The 18,408-nt window shown below is 36.4% G+C and carries 12 protein-coding genes; 10 read left to right on the forward strand and 2 right to left on the reverse strand.

Going from position 1 to position 18,408, the window contains the following annotated elements; translation table 11 throughout:
• Positions 1 to 435: 435 nt before the first annotated feature.
• Positions 436 to 930 (reverse strand): DUF3408 domain-containing protein, encoded by a 495-nt coding sequence (locus tag A9970_RS01395; RefSeq protein ID WP_182981038.1) that lies wholly within the window; start codon positions 928 to 930, stop codon positions 436 to 438.
• Positions 931 to 1,468: 538 nt separating this feature from the next.
• Here A9970_RS01395 and mobA point away from each other — a divergent pair.
• The 8 genes from mobA to A9970_RS01435 all read left to right on the forward strand — a co-directional run bounded on the left by mobA (position 1,469) and on the right by A9970_RS01435 (position 13,143).
• Positions 1,469 to 1,903: a conjugal transfer protein MobA gene (mobA, locus tag A9970_RS01400; RefSeq protein WP_182981039.1), complete on the forward strand. Its 435-nt coding sequence runs from the start codon at positions 1,469 to 1,471 to the stop codon at positions 1,901 to 1,903.
• A gap of 4 nt (positions 1,904 to 1,907) precedes the next feature.
• Positions 1,908 to 3,173: a conjugal transfer protein MobB gene (gene mobB / locus A9970_RS01405; protein WP_182981040.1), complete on the forward strand. Its 1,266-nt coding sequence runs from the start codon at positions 1,908 to 1,910 to the stop codon at positions 3,171 to 3,173.
• Between the two features lie 164 nt (positions 3,174 to 3,337).
• Entirely contained in the window at positions 3,338 to 3,544 is a 207-nt protein-coding gene (locus tag A9970_RS01410; RefSeq protein ID WP_182981041.1) for a helix-turn-helix transcriptional regulator, read from the forward strand.
• Positions 3,544 to 6,252, forward strand: coding sequence for a DNA methyltransferase (locus A9970_RS01415; RefSeq protein ID WP_182981042.1), 2,709 nt, complete (start codon positions 3,544 to 3,546; stop codon positions 6,250 to 6,252). The genes A9970_RS01410 and A9970_RS01415 overlap by 1 nt, the downstream gene beginning before the upstream one ends.
• Positions 6,253 to 6,288: 36 nt before the next feature.
• Positions 6,289 to 8,949: an AAA family ATPase gene (locus A9970_RS01420; RefSeq protein ID WP_182981043.1), complete on the forward strand. Its 2,661-nt coding sequence runs from the start codon at positions 6,289 to 6,291 to the stop codon at positions 8,947 to 8,949.
• On the forward strand, positions 8,946 to 9,971 hold the full coding sequence (locus tag A9970_RS01425; protein WP_182981044.1) for a virulence RhuM family protein: 1,026 nt from the start codon (positions 8,946 to 8,948) through the stop codon (positions 9,969 to 9,971). Before A9970_RS01420 ends, A9970_RS01425 begins: the two co-directional genes overlap by 4 nt.
• A gap of 3 nt (positions 9,972 to 9,974) precedes the next feature.
• Complete coding sequence (locus tag A9970_RS01430) at positions 9,975 to 11,939, forward strand: DEAD/DEAH box helicase (protein WP_182981045.1); 1,965 nt, start codon at positions 9,975 to 9,977, stop codon at positions 11,937 to 11,939.
• Positions 11,932 to 13,143: a GIY-YIG nuclease family protein gene (locus A9970_RS01435; protein ID WP_182981046.1), complete on the forward strand. Its 1,212-nt coding sequence runs from the start codon at positions 11,932 to 11,934 to the stop codon at positions 13,141 to 13,143. Before A9970_RS01430 ends, A9970_RS01435 begins: the two co-directional genes overlap by 8 nt.
• Positions 13,144 to 13,486: 343 nt before the next feature.
• Here the strand turns inward: A9970_RS01435 and A9970_RS01440 are convergent, their stop codons facing one another.
• Positions 13,487 to 14,545 carry an aldose epimerase family protein gene (locus tag A9970_RS01440; RefSeq protein WP_153848138.1) on the reverse strand — a complete coding sequence of 353 codons (1,059 nt, stop codon included), beginning with the start codon at positions 14,543 to 14,545 and terminating at the stop codon, positions 13,487 to 13,489.
• A gap of 250 nt (positions 14,546 to 14,795) precedes the next feature.
• Here A9970_RS01440 and A9970_RS01445 point away from each other — a divergent pair, with 250 nt between their 5' ends.
• Both A9970_RS01445 and A9970_RS01450 read left to right on the forward strand, forming a co-directional pair.
• Positions 14,796 to 16,154 (forward strand): deoxyguanosinetriphosphate triphosphohydrolase, encoded by a 1,359-nt coding sequence (locus A9970_RS01445; RefSeq protein WP_153848137.1) that lies wholly within the window; start codon positions 14,796 to 14,798, stop codon positions 16,152 to 16,154.
• 111 nt (positions 16,155 to 16,265) lie between these two features.
• Complete coding sequence (locus A9970_RS01450) at positions 16,266 to 18,377, forward strand: type IA DNA topoisomerase (RefSeq protein WP_182981047.1); 2,112 nt, start codon at positions 16,266 to 16,268, stop codon at positions 18,375 to 18,377.
• Positions 18,378 to 18,408 lie beyond the last annotated feature (31 nt).

The following is an 18,408-nucleotide window of genomic DNA, read 5'->3' on the forward strand; positions in this document are numbered from 1 at the left end:
CATATTTTCAAAGAACTATGATGCAAATATACAAATTATTTCTGACAGTTAATAAAATCAGGTGAAATATTTTAAAATTGTTTTGCAAATCCGACTAGACAACATAGATTTCGTTTTATTATTGCTTAGTATTGTTGACGTTCATGCCAATTGAATATTTGAAACATGTACCAAAAAGAATAAAAAAGGTAGCAAAGGTAAGGCGGACAGCCACCGCACCACCCAACCAAAAGACTACGGCATAATGGCAGGGCAAATAAGGTGGCTTCGCCGAGTAGTTGTCTTTGCCCTGCCACCCTTCGGGACTTATTCCGTTTCCTTTTGGTTTTTCCGCCTGTCCCCCTTTTTAAAATGGCTTTCTTTTTTTTCTGTTTTTTTCTTTTGGAAAATAATTTTAAGAGGTAGCAACGCATCGCTCCTGATAACACATTATAATCAAAACAACGGTTTGTGTTTCTCATTATATATTTCGCTAATCAATTCCCCAAATTCTTGAAAATGGTATTCGATAATGTTGTCCAGATACGCATAAATCGTCAGTTTGTCGATGCCCATAATATTTGTAAGCCTGTTAAATGTTTCGTGGTGTTCCTGCCGTACGTACACTGATTTCCCCCTGCTTGCCGTTGTCGTGGGAATTTTGAAGAACCGTCCGCAGTAGTCCACTTTGGTCAGCTTCTTTGGCTTGTAAGTCATCCTTCTTGTATTACTCTCAGGTGTTTTTGTGTTTTCCGTTTCAGTTTCCGAAGGTTCTTCGCCTGCCATTACACGCATAATAGCTTCCTCATCTACTTTGGGTTTGACAAAATCTTCCCGATGTGTTACTGCCTGTTGTTCCGTGAAAGATTGTTTCTTTTCATTAGTTAGGAAATTTTCAATAGAGAAATCCTCTTTTTCGGGTTGCTGATTTTTGTTTTCTTCGTGTATCATATCTCTCATTTTTAATATTATATCCAATTAGCTGTTTGGTTAACTAAGCAATCAGCTGTATATACTGTTGTATTTATGTAACTACCTAAGCACCTGCATACCCTTAATTGGTTAATTCATTAACTCAAAAATCTGTAATTCGTTTGCATCCAATCACGCAGATTTGCTGTCGGGATTTATGCTGATTGGCTACATAGTTAAGGTTATAACCAATCAGCCAGCTAACCATATACAAAGGAAGCGAAAGCAATTCCAGTCTATGTTGATGTGGCACTCAAAGGTAGCATTTGGCGTTCATTGCCGTGATTGTAAATAGCTGTTATTCAAATAGTCTTACCGAAATTTGTAATGGAAGCTATGGGTTTTCCCTGCTAACTACAATCCGTTTGCAAAACGGATTTTTCTGAACTCCTGTTCAGAGCAAGTTATCTTTTGAGGTACTCGAATGAATTTCAGCACCTCAAAAGCCCTTGCCCTTGCAGGGGGCTGGAAACGGCTCCGAAGTCGCCCGTTTGTTTAATATTAAAAATGGATTATTATGGAAGAGAAAAACACAAAACAGATTAGGAAAACAGGAAGAAAACCTAAGATTGACCCTGCCGTCAATCGGTATTCCATCAACCTGAATGCAGAAGATAATGCCAAGTTCCTTGCCCTTTTTGACCAATCAGAAATGAAGGTAATCGCTCATTTTATTACAGCTTGTATCTTTCAAAAGACGGTAAAGACCGTCAAAATTGATATGGATGCTATCGAATATCACGAAAAGTTGACCCGATTTTTTAGCCAGTTCCGATCAATCGGAACAAATTATAATCAGGTTGTAAGACTATTGAACGCCAATTTTTCGGATAAAAAAGCAGCTGCATACCTCTATAAATTGGAAAAAGAAACCATAGAATTGGTAAAAGTCACTAAGGAAGTCATCCGTTTAACACAGGAATTTGAAGAGACGTATCTGAAAAAAGAGTAAAGTTATGATTGCAAAAATTGGAAAAGGAAGCAATATGTACGGAGCAATTTTGTACAATCAACAAAAAGTGGACAAAGAAAACGGAGCAGTTTTGTTGCTGAACAAGATACCCGACACGGTGGACGGCAGGTATTCTGTAGCCTATTTTAATAAATACTTTGAGCCGTACCTGTCGGCAAATATCAAAACAGAAAAGACGGTACGTCATATATCACTGAACCCAGATCCTTCGGATAAGGTCAGCGATGAGCAGTTTATGGAAATGGCTCGAGTGTATATGGAACGTATGGGATACGGCAATCAACCTTACATCGTTTTCAAACATGCGGACATTGACCGAACGCATATCCATATCGTTTCGACTTGTGTAGGCATTGACGGCAAGAAAATCCCCGACGATTACGACCATCCACGTTCAATGGCTATCTGTCGGGATTTGGAAACGAAATATAATTTACAAAAGGCAACTAAACAAGAGCAGAAACAGGTTAACAAAGTTTTCAAGCCAGTAAATCATAAAAACGGCGATATCAAAAGTCAGATTGCTTCGGTAGTACGGCATCTGCCCAAGTATTACAGCTTTCCGACTATGGGAAGCTATAATGCTTTATTGTCGCTGTTCAACATCACAGCGGAAGAAGTAAAAGGCGAACGGAACGGTGAAACCGTAAACGGATTGGTTTATGTGGCATTGGACGAAAATGGGAACAAAGTAAGTAATCCGTTCAAAGCATCTTTATTCGGAAAAGACGCAGGCGTGGCACAACTTCAAAAACACTTTGAACAGTCCAAAGAGAAAATGAAAACCAATCCTGCAAGATCAGTTCTGAAAAATATGGTGGAGCTTGCTATACATACCACAAACAGCGAAACGGAGTTTAAAAAGCAGTTGACCGAGCAGGGTATTAACACCGTTGTAAGACATAATAACGAAGGACGTATTTACGGCATGACTTTCATCGACCACCAAAGCCGTTGTGTTTGGAACGGCTCACAATTAGATAGAAACTTATCGGCAAATATGTTTAACGATTGGTGGAACAATGGAAACAAACCCGAATTGAAGATACAGGATAACCCTGTTTCCAAAACAAATGAAATAGACAACCTACCGACACGAGACCTTTTTGAATTTCTTTTACAAGAACACTCACCTAATACTGATTTAGGGCTGTTTAGCTTATTCCCCGATGCACAAGGCGAGGACTATGAAGAAGAACAGTTTGCTAATAAGATGAGGAAGAAACAATATTCTCGGAAAAGAAGATAATCGACTTGTTCTGGTTTTTGCTCATTTTACGTTATTATAGAACTAATGGTAGATTTAGGCCTTTCCTACTGCATCTAAACAAAATACTTACATTATATACACAGTTTTTTGAGATGTTTGAAATAAACTTATTAAATTAGCAAATGACAAATTAACGTCTTACCATGAACCGAATTAAAGAAGTATTGGAACAGAAAGGAATTAAGCAAACTTGGTTGGCTGAAAAACTCAGGAAAAGCTACAATATGGTAAATGCTTATGCTCAAAATAGACAACAACCGAGATTGGAAACCTTAATGGAAATAGCGGATATTTTGGACATAGATGTGAAAGAATTGCTAGTTTCCAACAAACCTGAACAAAATAACTAATGATATCAACCGAAATAAAACATAACGTTCAGAACCTGATTGATAACTTCTCAAAAGAAGAATTTGTCTTTGATTTATTGATTGCGTACGGCATTTCTAAAACATCTGTAACACGACTAAAAAAGGGAGATTATAATATATCCAAGGTTGATGGAGAAATACTCTACAAAAAGAAAATTTTCTATAAAGTTGAGGCTTCAGATAAACTACTAAGTAGCATTGAAGATATTTCTAAAGATGAACGCATTTTAAAGCAAAAACCACGATTTGCAATTCTTACCGACTACAAACAGTTAGTTGCCAAAGACCTCAAATTAGGCAAGAACTTAGATATAAAACTAAAAGAATTACCCAACTATTTTGATTTCTTTTTGCCTTTGGCAGGTAGCGAAGTTTATAATGCTTCCAATAACAATGAAGCAGACAGGAACGCTTCCTACAAAATGGCTTCTTTGTATGATTTGTTGATTGACGAAAATCCGAGTATCTACAATTCAAAAGAAAGCATTCACAACCTCAATATTTTCTTGTCCCGTTTGTTGTTTTGCTTTTTTGCAGAAGATACTGAGATATTTGAAAATGAAAGTATTTTTACAAATACACTTGCTCAACATACTGCCGAAAACGGGAAAGACACACATACGTTTTTAGATGATTTGTTCGACCGATTAAACGCTAAAAGTGGCGATAAATATCCGGCTTATTTAGCTCAATTTCCTTATGTAAATGGTGGTTTATTTGGGCAAAAAATAAATGCGCCTCTATTTACTTCAAGAGCGAGAAAAACGCTCTTAGAATTGGGAGAACTCAATTGGGCAGCTATCAACCCAGATATTTTCGGGTCAATGATACAAGCTGTGGTAATTCCTGAATACCGTAGTGATTTAGGAATGCATTACACTTCTGTAGAAAACATCCTTAAACTGATAAAGCCGTTGTTTTTGGATGAATTGTATGAAGCGTATGAAAACGCAACAACAGTAAACCATTTAAGAGCACTCATCAAAAGAATTTCGAAAATCAAGTTTTTTGACCCTGCTTGTGGAAGTGGAAATTTCTTAATTATTACCTATAAAGAAATACGCTTACTAGAAATACTCATTTTAGAAAAAATCACGGATTTAGAAGGCAGTGCACCCACTATAAAATGGACTGCAATCCAGCTTTCCCAATTTTACGGTATAGAAATCGACGATTTCGCCCACGAAATGGCAATACTTTCACTTTGGTTGGCAGAACACCAAATGAACCGAGTTTTTGAAGAACGATTGTTTGATTACGGAAAATCGAAACCTATATTACCACTTAAAGAAGCAGGACAAATAACACAAGGAAATGCCACGAGAGTAGATTGGAATGTTGCTTGCCCAATTTCCTCAACAGACGAAGTGTATGTGATTGGAAATCCACCTTATTTGGGTTATAGTAGACAAGACGAAAATCAAAAGGAGGATATGAAAATCGTCTTTTCACGAGTGAAAAACTATAAAAAACTAGATTATATAGCGTGTTGGTTTTATAAGGGAACCAATTACATTCAGAATACAAAAGCTAAATATGCATTTGTAACGACCAATTCTATAACACAGGGAGAACAAGTTGCTTTACTTTGGCCACTTATTCTAAATCTAGGACAAGAAATTGACTTTGCTCATCAATCTTTTAAATGGACCAACAACGCCAAAGGAAATGCAGGAGTTGCAGTGGTAATAATAGGAATTAGAAATATTGACGGCACAAACAAATTCCTTTACAATCAAAATCTAAAGCAAAGTGTAAAAAACATAAGCCCATATTTGACTGACACCAAAAATATTATTGTAACAAAGAGAGCTAAACCAATTTCATCACTTCCAATTATGATGAAAGGTAGTCAGCCTACAGATGGCGGCAATCTCTTGTTGTCTCAAAAAGAGAAAGATGATTTGATTGAAAGCTGTCCAAATTCAAAGGAAATTATAAAACCATTTGTTGGAACAAAAGAATTTATTGATGGGGATAGTAAATACTGTTTATGGGTAAATGATAATGACTTAGAAAGTATTTCTTCTTGTGATGAAATTAAAAGAAGACTTGATGCTGTTACCATAATGCGATTAAATAGCACAAAGTCAGCGACAAACAAGTTAGTTTCATCTCCACATAAATTTGGAGAAGTACGTTATTTTGAAAAAGAAGTAATCATTGTTCCAACAATTACTTCAGTAAGAAGAAATTATATCCCGTGTGGAATTCTTGATAAAAACCATATAATTTCAAATACAGCTCAAGCTGTGTATGATTTTGAGCCTAATATGTTTGGAATAATTTCATCTACAATGATGCTTGTTTGGGTAAAAGCAGTTGGTGGAAGATTCAAAACAGACTATATATTCTCCTCTTCAATATGCTACAACACCTTCCCGTTTCCAGACATGACCACCAAGCAAAAGGAGAACTTAAATCTCTATGTTTTTACCATTTTAGATGAGCGAGCCAAACACCCAAGCAAAACAATGGCACAATTGTACAACCCAACTACAATGCCCAAAGGTTTGCTACAAGCACACCAAGAACTCGACACAGCCATAGAGCAATGTTACCGTTTGCAACCTTTCAAAAACGATACCGAGCGTTTAGAGTACTTGTTTAAACAGTATGAAGAAATGTTGCAGAAAGACGCGCTTTTTACGAAGGAGAAGAAAATAAGAAAGAAGATAGTGAAATGAGTATAGAATAGATAGCAATCATAAATTAAATAATTAATGTCAAATTATACTAAAATAAAATCTCAATTTAATCAGTTCATCAAAACATTAAAAGTTGATAAATTAACATCTTATGAAATCAAGTTAGTTAATTTGATAACTGATAATTTTGATCCCATTGCAAGTGTGGGAACAGCGGCAGGAAAAAGAGCGTCGTTATTAAATGATTTGATTAATAAAAATAGAGATCAGTTAAGTACTAGTTTGCCTAAAATAGAGGATGATAAAAGCGAAAACTCCAATGATATTGTACGAATTAACAGTATTGAAGTTGAGAATTTCAGAGGTTTTGCTTCTAAGGAATCTTTTGACCTTGATAAGCCGAAAATTTTGGTCTACGGACCAAACGGAAGTGGTAAAACAAGTTTTTGTGAAGCATTAGAATATTCGTTGCTTGGATATTTAAGTGAAGCAGATGCAAAAAGGATTGATGTAAAACGCTATATAACGAATCTTCATACAGGTAATTCCTCAGAACCAATTATTAAAGGCACAAACTCAAAAGGAGAAATTATTGAAATCAATGCCAATCCTGATAGCTATTATTTTTGCTTGATAGAGAAAAATAGAATTATTGACTTTGCTCGTTATTCCTCTAAAACGCAAGGACAGCAGGAAAACTTATTGGCTACACTATTTGGACTAGATGAATTTTATTCATTCATAAATGGTTTTACTGAAAATATCGCTGGTAGAATACCCGTTGAATCTCAAAAACAAAAAGAACTCGACAAAAAAACACTCGAAATAGAAGGACACAAACAAAGTATTAAAACTTCTAATGGAAAACTCGTTGAACTTGAAAAGGAAAAACAGACTATTTCTGAAAATTGCAGATTAAAAAAAATGTTTGATGAATTGGATTTATATATTAATGGAAATCCAGAAATAAAAGGTAGAATTACCCTTATTGATGATGAGTTACAAAAGGCAAAAGGCAAAATTTACACCCATTCTTCAGTAAATGAATTGTTTGAATCCATTTCAAATATTGAAAAAACGCTATTGGCTTTTGAAGTAAACAACACAAAGTTTGAACAAGAAAAAGAGAAAATAAATTTTGTAGAATTATTCAGATTAGTTGAAAATTTTGAGGACACTCTTTCCGAGAAATGTCCTGTTTGTGAAACGCCTGTAGAACAAGCAAAAATAAATCCTTATAAAAATGCAAAAGCTAAACTGAATGAACTTGAAGGGATTGCTAAAATTCAACAAGATAGAGACAACGCTTGGACGAATTTGGTTTCGGACGTTTATAATTTCACTATAGACTTTGAGGAAAGAAAAAAAAGTGCTGATGATTTAAAAATTGAGATAACCGTAGACATTCCAGAACAACTTAAAAACTTTCAGAAGGAAAAATTGGAACAAGATAGCTATGTGAAAGATTTAGAAGTGTTTTTTGAAAGTATTAAACTACATAAAACCAGTTTACTTGAATTAGAACAAAAGATTACAGCCACAAATGCGGTTTCAAATAAACATTTAGAAACCCAAAAGCAGTTACAGGCAGAAAGAAGTACCCTATCAGTAATCAAAACACAGATTGACCAGTTAAAAGCCAATATAAAATCTCATAATGATATAGTAAGTTCGGCAGAAAAGGTGATAAAGGAATTTGATACAATAAATAAAACACTCATTGAAGAAGTTCAAATAGAAAAGATTTTAATAGATGATAATAAAAAGTTTGTAGAAGCATACTCCGTATTGTTGCAAAAACTCAATAAATATAAAAGAGAATTGCCTTTATCACTTGTTTCAAATCTTAATGATTTAACAAAAGACTTTTATAACTTCATAAATCAAGGCGATAGTAAATTTGAGTTAATTGAAAATATTTTATTGCCTTCCAACGCAGGAGACAGAATAAAAGTTTTTTTTCAGGATAACCCTGAAATTGAATTGGATGCAATGCATATTTTAAGTGAAGGTCACACAAGATGCTTAGGTTTATCCATTTTACTGGCAAAAGTTGTTCAAGACAGACTTCCATTTATAATTTTTGATGATATAGTAAATGCTATTGACCACGACCACCGTGGAAATATAAGAGAGTTGCTGTTTGATAATCCAATTATTAATGAAAAACAAATAATTATTACTTCTCATTCGGAAGAATACATAAAGGATATTGAGAATAAACATTTTACAAAAAATGGTTTTGAAAGTGAAAGAATATTATATGCGTTCTTAAAACCAACATCAAAAACTGTTCGCAAAAAAGAGACAACAAAACATTATATAAACAAAGCTTCGGCACACATTGAAGAAAATTCGTATCGAGACTGCTTAATGGAGTGCCGAAGAGCTCTTGAAAATTTAAGCAATACCTTATGGAATAAAGCAAGTAAAAAATATAATTTTCAAATAAGTTATAAAGTTAGAACTCCAAACGCACCGCCAGACTTGATGGGAATTGTTAATTCTCTTAAAAAAGAACTGACCGCACTTAAGGTTACAGACTTTGAGAATAGTTTAAAAATTCTTACTTGGCTAGCAGGTCTTGAAACTACAAATAATCAAATATGGAACTATTTGAATAAAGGTACACACGAAGAACCTGACCGTGATGATTTTGATTCAAAAATTGTGGAAGAAGTTTTAGAAAGTTTAATTCAGTTAGAAACCGAATTGCATCAAAAGAAAGTAAGATGAGCAAGGAAAATCAAAATAACGATTTACAGCCTATAAACAACTTTGTTATTTTCAAAACCGAAAGTGGCAAAGTAAATATAGACGTTTTTTATCAAGACAAAACGCTTTGGTTAACGCAAAAAACAATAGCTGAACTCTTTGAAAAAGGACGTTCAACCATAACCGAACACCTCAAAAGAATATTTGAAGATGCCGAATTGGATGAAGTTTCAGTATGTCGGGATTTCCGACACACTGCCGAAGACGGCAAAACCTACCAGACCAAATACTATAATTTAAGAGCCATAACAGCGGTTGGCTACAGGGTAAATTCGCAAAGAGCCATTGAATTTAGAAAATGGGCAACTGAAATTTTGCACGAATACATCATCAAAGGTTTTGCTATGGATGATGAGCGATTGAAACAAATCAAACATTTTGGAGAAGATTATTTTGAAGAAATGTTGGAGCGAATCCGTGAGATTCGATTAAGTGAAAGACGTTTATATCAAAAAATTACCGACATCTATGCGCTTTCTGCTGACTATGACAACAAATCGGAAATAACCCAACACTTTTTTGCTTCGGTTCAAAACAAACTGCATTGGGCAATAACAGGAAAAACGGCTGCTGAGATTATTTACACAGAAGCAGATGCCTCCAAAATTTATATGGGCTTAAAAACTTGGAAACAAGCTCCTGACGGAAAGATTTTAAAAAGTGATGTAACGATTGCCAAAAACTATTTGAATGCAGAACATTTAAAAGCTTTAGAAAGGATAGTGACTTCCTATTTAGACTTAGCAGAAAACAGAGCTAGAAACAGGCAGGTAATGAATATGAAAAATTGGGACAGCTTTTTAGTTCAATTTTTGGAATTGGCAGATTATCCTATTTTAAAAGACAACGGCAAAATATCAATGTTGGAAGCAAAGCTAAAAGCCGAAAGTGAGTATGATAAATTTCGCGTGATTCAAGACCAGAATTATGTTTCCGATTTTGATAAGGAGATGAAAAAATTAATAGACAAGAAAAAGAAATAGCCAATGCCAAATTTAGTACACGTAACATACGACCAAACAGGAAAAAGTAAAAGTACCAATGCGTTTGGTATGCGAGAAATGCAGGAGAAAGCGTATGAAGGTAGAACTGCACAATATTTATTGCTAAAAGCACCTCCAGCATCAGGTAAATCGAGGGCTTTAATGTTTATTGCTTTAGATAAATTGCAACATCAAGGCATTAAAAAAGTAATTGTTGCTGTTCCTGAAAAATCCATTGGAGCATCTTTTGGCACAACAGAATTAAAAAAACACGGCTTTTTTGCCGATTGGAATCCAAACCCAAGATACAATCTCTGTACACCAGGAGAAGAAAAAAGTAAAGTAACAGCTTTCTTAAATTTTTTAGATTCTGAAGAACAAATATTGATTTGTACACACGCTACGTTGCGTTTTGCCTTCGATGGTTTAGACGTAAAAAAATTAGATGATACTTTGGTCACTATTGATGAATTTCATCACGTATCAGCCGAAGGCGACAATATTTTAGGGCAAGTGTTAAAAAGCATTATGGCAAATTCAAGTGCTCATATAGTAGCTATGACAGGCTCATACTTTAGAGGCGATAGTGTACCAGTTTTAATGCCAGAAGATGAAGCAAAATTTACGAAAGTAACTTACACTTACTATCAACAATTAAACGGTTATGAGTTTTTAAAGTCGTTGGGGATTGGCTATCATTTTTACACAGGAAAGTATTTTAAGAAGAATACTGAAACAGGAATTTCTGCTTTAGCAGAAATATTAGATGAAAATCAAAAAACGATTATTCATATTCCAAGTGTAAATTCCGCTGAATCTTCAAAGCTTAAACACGATGAAGTTGATCATATTATTGATGTTTTAGGAACAATAGAATATCAAGATGAAACCACAGGAGTGATACATATAAAAAGTCACAAAACAGGCAAGATTTTAAAGGTTGCAGACTTAGTTCAAGACAATCCAAAATCAAGGGATAAAATAAGTGGATATTTACGTGAAGTAAAATCGGCAGATGATATTGATATTATTATTGCTTTAGGAATGGCAAAAGAAGGCTTTGATTGGCCTTATTGTCAACACGCATTAACTATAGGTTATAGAGGTTCGTTGACAGAAATTATTCAGATTATTGGTAGAGCTACGAGAGACAGTAAAAACAAATCTCACGCACAATTTACCAATCTTATTGCTCAACCTGACGCACAAGATGATGATGTCAAACTTTCGGTAAACAATATGTTAAAAGCCATTACCGCATCTTTACTAATGGAACAAGTTTTGGCACCAAACTTCAAATTCAAATTGAAAAAAGATGAGGATGATGAAGACGATACGGATGATAAAACCACCATTAAAATAAGAGGATTTAAATTACCTACTTCACAAAGAGCCAAAGACATCATTGATACAGATTTGAATGATCTAAAGGCAAAATTATTACAAAACCCACAAATGCTTAAAGCAATGCCGGGCAATGTTGAACCAGAGGTTATCAATACGGTTTTAATTCCTAAAATCATCCGAGAAATCTATCCTGATTTAAGTGATGAAGATGTTGAAGCCGTTAGACAACACGTAGTGGTTGATTCTGTAATAAAAAACAGCACTATTGAGGAACAAGGCGACAAGAAATTTATCAGAATGGCAGGTAGCTTTGTAAATATCGATGATATTCATATAGACCTGATAGACCAAATAAATCCTTTCCAAAAAGCATTTGAGATTTTATCAAAATCGGTAACAACACAAGTTTTGAAACTGATTGACGAGCACATTCAATCCACCAAGTTTGAAATGACCGAAGAAGAAGCGATTTTGTTATGGCCAAAAATCAAAGAATGGGTTAAGAACAATAATGGAGAGCAGCCAAACATTCAAGCATTTGACTATAAGGAAAAAAGAATGGCGGAAGCACTAGTGTTTTTGAGAGAACTAAAACGTAAAAAAGCATTGGCAAATGGCTAAGAAGAAACTAACAATAGACGACATTTTTGATGATGACGATTTTGGATTATTAGATTCAAAAGTCAAAACTTCCATTGTAAAAACAGATGAAGACAGGCTTATTGATTCGTTTGAAGAAATAAATGCCTTCTTCGATAAAAACAAAAGAGAACCAAATAAGTCAAGTATGTCTGAATATGGTTTGTTGGCAAAATTGAAAAACTTTAGAGAAAATGAAGCTCAAAAGAAGATTCTAAAACCATTTGATAGGCATAACTTATTGGGCTACGTAGAATTGGAAAAAGCAACCATTGATGATATTCTGAATGAAGATGATGAATTTGGTTTATTAGATTCAGATAAGGATTTGGACATTTTCAAATTCAAACATACGCCAAAACCAGAAGACAGGGCTGATGCTGATTTTGTTGCCCAACGGAAGCCGATAAAAGAAAAGGAATTTGAGAAATATGAAGTAATGTTTCAAAAAGTCCACAAAGAAATTAAAGAGGGTAAAAGAAAGATTTTACCATTTACAAACATTGAAAAAAATCTACACATTGGAGACTTTTATTTAATGGATGGCTTACTGCTCTATTTGGAATCAGCGAATTTGAAAAAAGAAGAATGGGAGCAAAAATCAGGTAACAGAGTAAGAGTTGAAGGTAGAACAAGAACCATTTTTGAGAATGGAACTTACAGTAATATGCTCTATCGTTCATTAGGTAAACAAATCCAAAAAAACGGAAAACTTATTACCAATACTTATGAGAAAATCGAACAAGACTTGTTTGTCAATACGGGACTTGTAAAGGAAGAAGATGTACAATTAGGTTGGATTTATGTGCTGAAATCAAAATCAAGCAACGTGCAAATAGCAAATGTTAAAGACTTATATAAAGTTGGTTTTGCCAGAAATTCAGTAGATGAGAGAATAAAAAATGCGAAGAATGAAGCGACCTATTTATTTGCTGACGTACAGAAAGTTGCGACTTACGAAGTGTATAACAGAAATGCTGATAAATTAGAAGGTCTTTTGCATAGATTTTTTGCCAATGCTTGTTTAGACATTGACTTGTTTAATGAAAAAGGTCAAAGGCTGAATCCTAGAGAATGGTTTGTAGTTCCATTTGACGTAATAGAAGAAACAATTCAATTGATTTTAAATGAAAATATTGTGAATTACGAATACGACCCTGTTGCTAAAAAAATTAAATTGAAATAGAGCAAAAAAATCAAATAACAGTGCTTCTGTCAGATATACAACGTCAGTTCGTAAACGAGCTGACGTTGATAAAACAATTAGGTTTTTAGATGTTGCGAAATACACATAAAAATATTTATATTTGCTATGAGCTAACGGAAACACGTTGAAAAGCAAAGCAATAAGCACCGTTACCAAATCGTTACCTGACTTCTTTGATTATCTCTATAAAAGCTTAATATTCAACTGATACGGCTTTCTCCTGAAAACTTTAAAATAAAAAATGTGCTGTGACCCTACAAAGGAAACAGCACATCAACATAAAACGGCCGGTAAGCAAGTGCTTATCGGCCGTTTTCTTTTCTTATTTTTTTATAGAGAACTTAAAATGTGTCTCGGAGTCGAACGATTCGCCCGCTTTTAACAGGGTTGAAGGAAATTCTGCTTGATTGGGTGTATCCGGAAAATGCTGTGTTTCCAGACAGAATCCGGCATAAGGTAGATATTTATAACCTCTTTTGCCAAAATCATTTCCCGTCATCCAGTTTGCTGTATAGAGCTGTACACCCGGCTCCGTTGTAAATACATCCAGCTGAATGCCTGTGTTTTTTGAATAGACTGTTGCACAAGGCTGCGAAATAGGCAGGTTGTTGACATAACAATGGTCATAGCCTTTGGCAGCGATCAATTGTTCGTTATTTGCCGTAATATCTTGGACAATAGGTTTGGGTATGCGGAAGTCGAAGGCGGTGCCTTCCACAGGTACTATTGCATTTGGTATCTGGTTGTCGTCTACAAATAAGACCTCATCTGAGTTGATCTGAAGGATCTGCTGCAATACGTCGCCACTGCCTTCCCCATCCAGATTGAAGTACGTATGATTGGTCAAGTTGACGTGCGTATCGGCATCCGATTGCGCATGATATTTGATAATGATCTCGTTATTTCTGGTCAGGGTATAAGAAACCATAACTTTTAAGTTTCCTGGAAAGCCCTCTTCACCATCTGGGGAAACATAATAAAATTCGACGTGCGATTGGTAAGTTACCCTTCTGTCCCAAACCTTATCATGAAAGCCCGAAATGCCACCATGAAGACAATTATTTCCGTTATTTTGCGGAAGCGTATAGTGTTTTCCGTTGAGCTCAAATTTGCCATCAGCAATGCGATTGGCAAAACGCCCCGCTGTGCATCCATGGTATTTCTCATCAGAATCGAGATAGGCCTGAATTGAATCGAAGCCCAGTGCTACATCCACTAAATTTCCCTTGTTATCAGGTACCAAAATACTGACAATACGAGCACCGTAATCCGTTAAGAGGACTTGCATGCCTCCTTCGTTTTTTAATAAGAGCAAATGCGTGTTTTTGCCTTCGATTGTACCTTCAAAATATTTTGGAATAAGTGTTTGATATTTCGTCATGATGGATCCCTATTGGTATTTAGGTTAAAGATACAGAATATAACCAGTATAAAAATGACTTTGATAACAGCTGTTTGTAAAATTTGTCATTTTGAAATACAATCATAGATACTGTTGCAAAAATGACTCCTTGATAGGTGAATAACAGGAGTAAAATATAGCGATATGCGGACAGTCATTCGGGTAATTCCTAAATCTGTATCCTATGATTATAATTGTATTTGAAGGCAAATTTATCTAAGTTTGCGCTATGTCTGAAAAAATGAATTGGAAAGATTTGCTCTCTGCAAAGCGCTGGGGTTACGAAGATCGGAGCGTAGATAGTTACCTTGTGGCCCGGTCGGAATTTCAACGGGATTATGATCGTTTGATCTTTTCATCCCCATTTCGGAGATTACAGAATAAGACGCAGGTTTTTCCACTTCCTGGCGCTGTATTCGTGCATAATAGATTGACACATAGTTTAGAAGTTGCCAGTGTGGGACGTTCTTTGGGGCGTATGTTTTATGCGCAGCTGAAAGAGGAAAACCCAAACCTGGATAATGATTACCCTTTTCTGCAAGAAGTCGGAAATATTATCTCGGCGGCATGTCTTTCACATGACCTGGGCAACCCTGCCTTTGGTCACTCGGGTGAATCCGCCATATCCACGTATTTCACGGATGGAGATGGACGTAAATACCAAGAGCAGGTCACGGCCGAAGAATGGGCAGATCTGACCCACTTTGAAGGAAATGCAAATGCCCTACGGATTCTGACGCATGCCTTCCAGGGCAAGGATCCCAAAGGTTTTGCATTGACCTATACTTCCCTGGCTTCCATTGTAAAATACCCCTGTCTGGCAATTGATGGCCACCTTAAGAAGAACCATCACCGCAAGAAATATGGTTTTTTTACAGAAGAACAGAAGGCGTTTGAGAAGGTTGCCAATGAATTGGGACTATTAAAAGATCCCTCTAATCCAAAGGGCTATCTGAGACATCCCTTGGTTTATCTCGTGGAGGCTGCAGATGATATCTGTTACAATATTATTGACTTGGAAGATGCTCATCATCTTAAAATATTGTCCTATCAAGAAGTGGAAGAATTACTATTGCCGCTATGTGGTAAAGAGAATCTTCGTGACAGGCTCGATGGATTGCTGGATACCCCGAGCCGCGTAGCATTGTTGCGTGCCAAAGCGATCAATACCTTGATTAAGGGGTGTGTTGATGTCTTTGTCCGGGAACAGGACAAGTTTTTATCGGGAACTTTCGGATCAGCTTTGATGGACGCCCTTGATGAGGAGATTGTCACGCAGATGAACAAAATTTCTAAAATTTCCATCGCAAAAATCTATAACGCTCCAACAGTTGTTCAGATTGAAATTGCCGGTTACCGGGTGATGGATGCATTATTAAAAGAGTTTGTTCCGGCGTATCTTAAGAAGAACAAAAATAATTACGATAAGAAACTAGTCGCTTTAATTCCAGCACAATTTTATACGGAAAAACAAGATTCGTATTCGAAAATTCGCTGTGTTTTAGACTTTGTTTCCGGAATGACCGATGTTTATGCCATTGAACTATATCGTAAGATCCAGGGAATAACGATACCATCTATAGAATAGGGACGTTTAAGGTAAAGGGGTAAAACATCAATATTAAATTGAGACTAGCTGTAATACCAGGAGGTATTATCCTAAAGTCTCGGATCTAAAATCTAACATCTCATATCTAAAATGAAGGTTGTAATTGCTGAAAAGCCCTCCGTGGCGCGTGATCTAGCTCGAGTGATGGGGGCGAAGGAAGTCAAAGACGGTTATATCGCCGGCAATGGCTACGCTTTTACGTATGCTTTTGGTCATTTGGTTCAACTCTGTACGCCACAGGCTTATGGATACAATTCGTGGACAATCTCGAACTTGCCGATCATTCCACCAACATTTAAGCTGGAGTCGAAGAAGGTGAAACGTGATGGCAAGCAGATGGATGATAGCGGAGCAGTTAAGCAACTCAACACCATAAAATCCCTTTTAGAACAGGCCGAAGAAATCATTGTGGCTACCGATGCTGGACGGGAAGGGGAGTTGATCTTTCGTAATATATACTATTTTTTGGGTTCTAAAGTTCCTTTTAAACGTCTTTGGATATCGAGTCAAACAGATAAGGCCATTAAAGAAGGATTTGCCAATCTGAAAGCAGGTGCGGAATACGATAGCCTATATATGTCTGCCCGCTCACGTTCGGAATCAGATTGGCTCATCGGTATCAATGCGACGCAGGCCATCACCTTGGCGGCGGGGAATAAAGGATTACTTTCTTTGGGTCGCGTACAGACACCAACTTTGGCCATGATCTGTTCGCGCTATCTGGAAAACAAAGACTTTAAACCCCAGGCATTTTATAAAATTCAGGCTGGGTTTGAAAAAGACAATATCAGTTTTAAGGCAACCTCCAATAAGATCGATAAAAAAGATGTTGCCGAGCAAACCATTGCGCGATTGACCGTTGGTTCCAATGCCCGTGTGGCAAAGGTGGAAGCCAAAGAAACAAAAGAGCAGCCGCCCTTGCTGTTTGATTTGACATCGCTGCAACAGGATGCAAATAAAAAATATGGTTATTCGGCAGATCAGACACTGAATATCGCACAAACACTATACGAAAAGAAGGTCATCACTTATCCGCGTACAGGTTCCCGTTATATCGGTGAGGATGTTTTTGAAGAAATTGGCGCACTTTTTCAACATTTATCGGATACCGCAGAAGAATCTATTGGGTCAATTGCAAAAAATCTCATCGGTGCAAAATTGAACAAACGTTCTGTCGATGACAAAAAGGTAACTGATCACCACGCCTTGTTGGTGACGGATGAAAAGCCGGGGCCCATGCTCAAAGAGCAACAGAACGTTTACAATATGATTGCCAAGCGTATGGTGGAAAGTTTCTCGGAAATATGTATAAAAGATATTACCACTGTGACAATTGATGCGCAGGGTGTTGAACTTATCGCCAAAGGTACTGTGATTAAGCAATACGGCTGGCGTCTTTCCGCAGAGCAGATCGAAGCGCCTGATGAAGATAAAAACAATGACGATCAGGATAATGAAAATGCGCAATTACCGAAGCTATTAGCCGAGGAATTATTGCAGGTTCTGACCCTCGAACTTGCCGAACGTTTTACCAAAGCAAGACCCATACATACCGAAGCTTCGTTATTGAAGGCCATGGAAACTTCTGGAAAGGAAATTGAAGATGATGAGATGCGACAGGCCATGAAGGACTGTGGACTTGGTACACCTGCTACACGTGCTGCAACTATCGAAACACTTTTCCAACGTGATTATATTAAGCGCGACAAGAAAAAACTGATTCCAACGGAAAAGGGGCTTGCGGTATACAATCTTGTAAAAGATCGTTCCATTGCCAAAGTAACCTTGACCGGTAAATGGGAGCAGAAGCTGGAGGAAATGCGGGCCAATAAAGTGTCTTATGATGTTTTTATGAAACATATTAAGGACTATACGGCCAAAATCACAAAAGAATTGTTGACACTGCGGATTTCTCTCGCACAAGAGGAAGTTAAACCTCAACAAAAAGGAAAGATAAAATGTCCGAAATGTGAGAAGGGATTGATTTTGCTCTACGATAAAGTAGCCCAGTGCGACCATTATGCCCGTGGATGTGATTTTAAGATCTGGCGGACATTAAATGGTATCTTTCTGGACGAAAAAGAGATGAAGAACCTATTGGAGAAAGGAAAAACCTCCGAGTTTAAAGGCGTAAAAAATAACGAGGGCGCCATTGTCACTGCGCCGCTTGTATTTGAAAATTTCAAGGTTAACGTGGGATAAATGGTTTACCCCACGTATTTATCTTTTCGGT

It is taken from the genome of Sphingobacterium sp. UME9, assembly GCF_014170215.1.
Taxonomy (GTDB): domain Bacteria; phylum Bacteroidota; class Bacteroidia; order Sphingobacteriales; family Sphingobacteriaceae; genus Sphingobacterium; species Sphingobacterium paramultivorum.